The organism is Spirosoma sp. (genome assembly GCF_048594605.1).
Taxonomy (GTDB): Bacteria; Bacteroidota; Bacteroidia; order Cytophagales; family Spirosomataceae; genus Spirosoma.
This window is the reverse complement of sequence record NZ_JBMDWV010000415.1, coordinates 1-3,520: the sequence shown is the minus strand read 5'-3', so window position 1 is coordinate 3,520 and position 3,520 is coordinate 1. Positions and strand designations below refer to the sequence as shown.

Sequence of the window (3,520 nt, the reverse complement as noted above, 5' to 3'; positions counted from 1 at the left end):
GGCAACCCAAGTGTGCGTGGATTTGCACTTGGCTTAGGCTTCTAGTACAAAAACTAATTTATAATGTAACAGCCCACCTTACGTCGACGTAAGGTGGGCTGTTACATTATAAACGCTGACTGAGCCGATTATACATATAAGTAATCGAAAAGGCTATCATCCTTTGTTGAGATTTATCCGTATTGTGCGAAGTCTGTGCAACAAAACGAAAACGTTTGCGTGTCTATGCTTTTGACGGTTCAGGTTGTGGCAGGCAACCCCTGAATCCGCGCTACGGTATAGGATCGTTCTTCCTACGTAGCGTATTAAATTACGTGATTTTATGAAAGTGATTAGGTGGATTTTCCTTCTTGGTGTATTGGGTAGCGGCTGCAATAAAGTGAATGACATACAGCCAAATGATACGGAAGAAAATATCCCCGTTAGTGCCATTGAAGCGGTTACAGGGAAGTTTCCACAGGCTAAGGAGCTGGTGTTCAAAACGCTGGAGAAGAACCAGGTCTGGCAGGTAAACTTTAGCCAAAATGCAGCTCGATTTAGTGCGGCAACCAACCAGCAAAGACTGTTAGTGGCTTACCAGGTAGAAAACCGTTCTCTGCCTGATTCACTGACCTCGCTGGTTCGTAATACCGTGATCGATGGCGGTACGTTTTCTAACCTTCGGCTACAAAATTATTTCTGGTATGGAAATGCTACGAACAACGGGCAACTCATTTTGGCCGACTATGACTGGCGCGGAAGTCGTTACACAATTCGCTGGAATGTATCAAATGTAAATGGTCGGATAACCTACGTAACGGAGATGCTCCCTTACCACCAGCTCGAATATCGGACTGAAACGTTAGCCAATTTGCCTGCAATCATTCAGAAATCATTGCAGGATCAGCAGGCTGATTTTAATTACGCGGTGGTTCAGGTTGGGCAGAATACAGAAAAACGATACGTCCTTACGGTTAGACAGGCTACGAACACACCTACGCTGACTTATAATGACGAGGGTACGTTACTCGGTGTCACAAACTTGCCAAATACGCAGTATTATACGGCGATTGACCAACTGCCATCCGCCATTCAAACGTATCTACGCAATACGTCTGAACTTAGTGGATTCGACGTGGGAGGACAGTTTCCTCTGTTGTCTAAAACGAATTATGGAACCATAGAAACGTATACCGTAAACCTTCAGAAAGGCCGCGAAACCTGGTTTATGACTTTTAACAGCAATGGAGAATTAATAACTCGTTCGTACTTGAATCTGGTGTAGAACAGAACGTCACCCTTTTTAAATAGCTTATCCGGATGGCGTTTTTTCGCAAAAAATACACGAGTCTGAGTCAGCTGGTCATTGGCTGTCAACGGCACGAATCCCAGGCTCAGGAAGCGTTCTACGAGCGTTATAAGAGCCGTATGCTGGGAGTTTGCGTACGCTACGCCAAAACCCTGGCCGAAGCAGAAGATATATTTCAGGACGCGTTCGTTAAAATTTTTCAGCACCTTCACGAGCTCGAAAAACCCGAGTCGGCCGATAGTTGGGTGCGGTCGGTAGTGGTTCGAACAGCTATCAATTATTACAACCGGACAACCCGTCAGGAGGAGCGATTGACGGCGCACGAATACGTAACGGATGAGCTGGTCAGCGATGATTATGAAGCGGTGCTTCATCAGCAGGATGTCGATGCGTTGTTGCTATTAATCAATCAGTTACCCGATACGTACCGATACGTTTTTAATCTATATGTAATCGAAGGGTATTCTCACGCGGAGATAGCTGCTCTTATGGAAAAGCCCGAAGCAACCATTCGATCACAGTACAGTCGGGCTAAGCAATTACTTATCAAACAAGTTCAACAGAACGGAACAAAACGTCATGAGTTCTTCGGATGACCCTTTCGATAAAAAGCTGAGGAAGCACTTTCAGGACGTCTTCGACGACTTTGAAGTACAGCCGTCTACTTCGCTTAAAGAGCGTATCTGGCAGCACGTTTCAAAACCTGTAGCGACCCGGCAGTTTAGCCTGCTCATTCTGGGGCTGTTGCTGTTGCTGGGGGCAGGTTTTTTTTACAAGGGATATTACTCGCGGCTGCATTCTTACCAAAGGAAGGCTCAGCGTATCAGGGTTTCCAACGTAGCACCACCCGTTGAGCCCCAAGCGCAGGCAAAGCAGCCCGACAGACACTATAGCCATCGGTTTGCTGAATCAACTGATTCCGAAACGCTACGTCCGACTAAGGAGCGTAAACGTTCAGGGGCAGATGCACAATTGGCCAGTCCGACTTTAGAACCGCTTGTTACCACTACACCCAAAAAGCAGTACGTAGCACAGGCTCAGAGCCAAACAGAACAACGTAGTAGAATGACCGGGCAACGTATTGAACCACGTTACCAATCCGGTTTGGCATCGGTTACTACGTTCGATGAAAAAACCACGCAGGACGGTACGCGAGCAGCCAGGTCGCCGATGTTGCCTACAAGCACACCGGAAGGAACACCATCTACACCATTGATTCTACCTGAAATACGTCAGAAGTCGGATGCAGAAAAGGCTGTTTCCTGGCAATTGCTGCAACCGCTTTCACTACGTTCCGCCGGAGAGCCGATAGCCCAAATCAATCGAAACGTTGAAATTTCTACACCTACTGTATCTGCCGAACGGCCGATCAGACCCAGAACGTCCGTTCGGTGGTTGGTAGGTGTGGCGCCCCTCAGTACGTATCAACTTATGACCGTAGTTGACAAACCCGATACCTATGTACAGCGCGTAGATGCTCCCGCTGCTTTTTCAGGAGCAACCTGGGGTTACCAGCTCAGAGCAGGTATTGAATGGCGGCAGTATGATTTTGAATTGTCGTTTGGGCAAATCCGTCGCTGGGCCTACTATGATCTGGCAACCAGTACGTTCCAGGTCGAATTACTGGGAACAAACAGATATCAGGTAACCCGTCTGGAGAAACCCGTTGCCGAGAACGTATCATTGACAATGATTGGCGCCGGAATCAGTAAGCAATATCAACTGGGAGGAGCAAAGAGTCGCTATTTCACTCGCATGGGTGGCGATATTTCTTACGTACCGGATACCCGTCAGTCGCTTATCTGGGCTAAGGCGACAGTCGGCGTAACGTTCCCACTGCTGAAAACCTATCAGTTGCAGATCGGGCCGACGGTCGAGTATGGGTTTAGCCGTATCTGGAGCACGGAGCGACAACTCATTATTCGCCCGTATCTGGTAGGCGCTTCCATAACCATACGACCTAATACACCCTAGAGTAACTAGCGAACTCCCTTCTTCAACTAACTGTATGCCCTAAAGGCTAATGGGAACGAATTGCACTTTTTTCGGAAACGTATTGAAAAACAGGCTTCTTATGATTCATCGATTTATGAACTACTCAGTCTTAAAACTCTCTGCTTTATTGCTATTTATGGCCGCCTGCAAGCCGCAGCAGGCAAAGTACCCTCAGCCTACTCAACCGACCAAAGAATCGCCGGAGCCACAGCCCACCCCAAATCTTCAACCCGCAAC

3 protein-coding genes are annotated in these 3,520 nt (G+C 47.6%); all 3 read left to right on the top strand.

Translation table 11 applies throughout. From position 1 onward, the window contains the following. Positions 1–322 precede the first annotated feature (322 nt). The 3 genes from ACOJS8_RS25755 to ACOJS8_RS25745 are packed head-to-tail and all read left to right on the top strand — an operon-like array spanning position 323 to position 3,262. The gene (locus tag ACOJS8_RS25755; protein ID WP_420151429.1) at positions 323–1,264 is read left to right on the top strand and encodes a hypothetical protein; all 942 of its coding nucleotides are present in this window, start codon (positions 323–325) and stop codon (positions 1,262–1,264) included. 35 nt (positions 1,265–1,299) lie between these two features. Next, the gene (locus ACOJS8_RS25750) at positions 1,300–1,884 is read left to right on the top strand and encodes an RNA polymerase sigma factor (protein ID WP_420151428.1); all 585 of its coding nucleotides are present in this window, start codon (positions 1,300–1,302) and stop codon (positions 1,882–1,884) included. Further along, positions 1,868–3,262: a hypothetical protein gene (locus tag ACOJS8_RS25745; RefSeq protein WP_420151427.1), complete on the top strand. Its 1,395-nt coding sequence runs from the start codon at positions 1,868–1,870 to the stop codon at positions 3,260–3,262. Before ACOJS8_RS25750 ends, ACOJS8_RS25745 begins: the two co-directional genes overlap by 17 nt. Positions 3,263–3,520: the final 258 nt, after the last annotated feature.

Bases quoted from the DNA above. Each gene is read 5' to 3' on its own strand.
- ACOJS8_RS25745 (WP_420151427.1), top strand. From the start codon at position 1,868: ATGAGTTCTTCGGATGACCCTTTCGATAAAAAGCTGAGGAAGCACTTT.
- ACOJS8_RS25750 (WP_420151428.1), top strand. From the start codon at position 1,300: ATGGCGTTTTTTCGCAAAAAATACACGAGTCTGAGTCAGCTGGTCATT.
- ACOJS8_RS25755 (WP_420151429.1), top strand. From the start codon at position 323: ATGAAAGTGATTAGGTGGATTTTCCTTCTTGGTGTATTGGGTAGCGGC.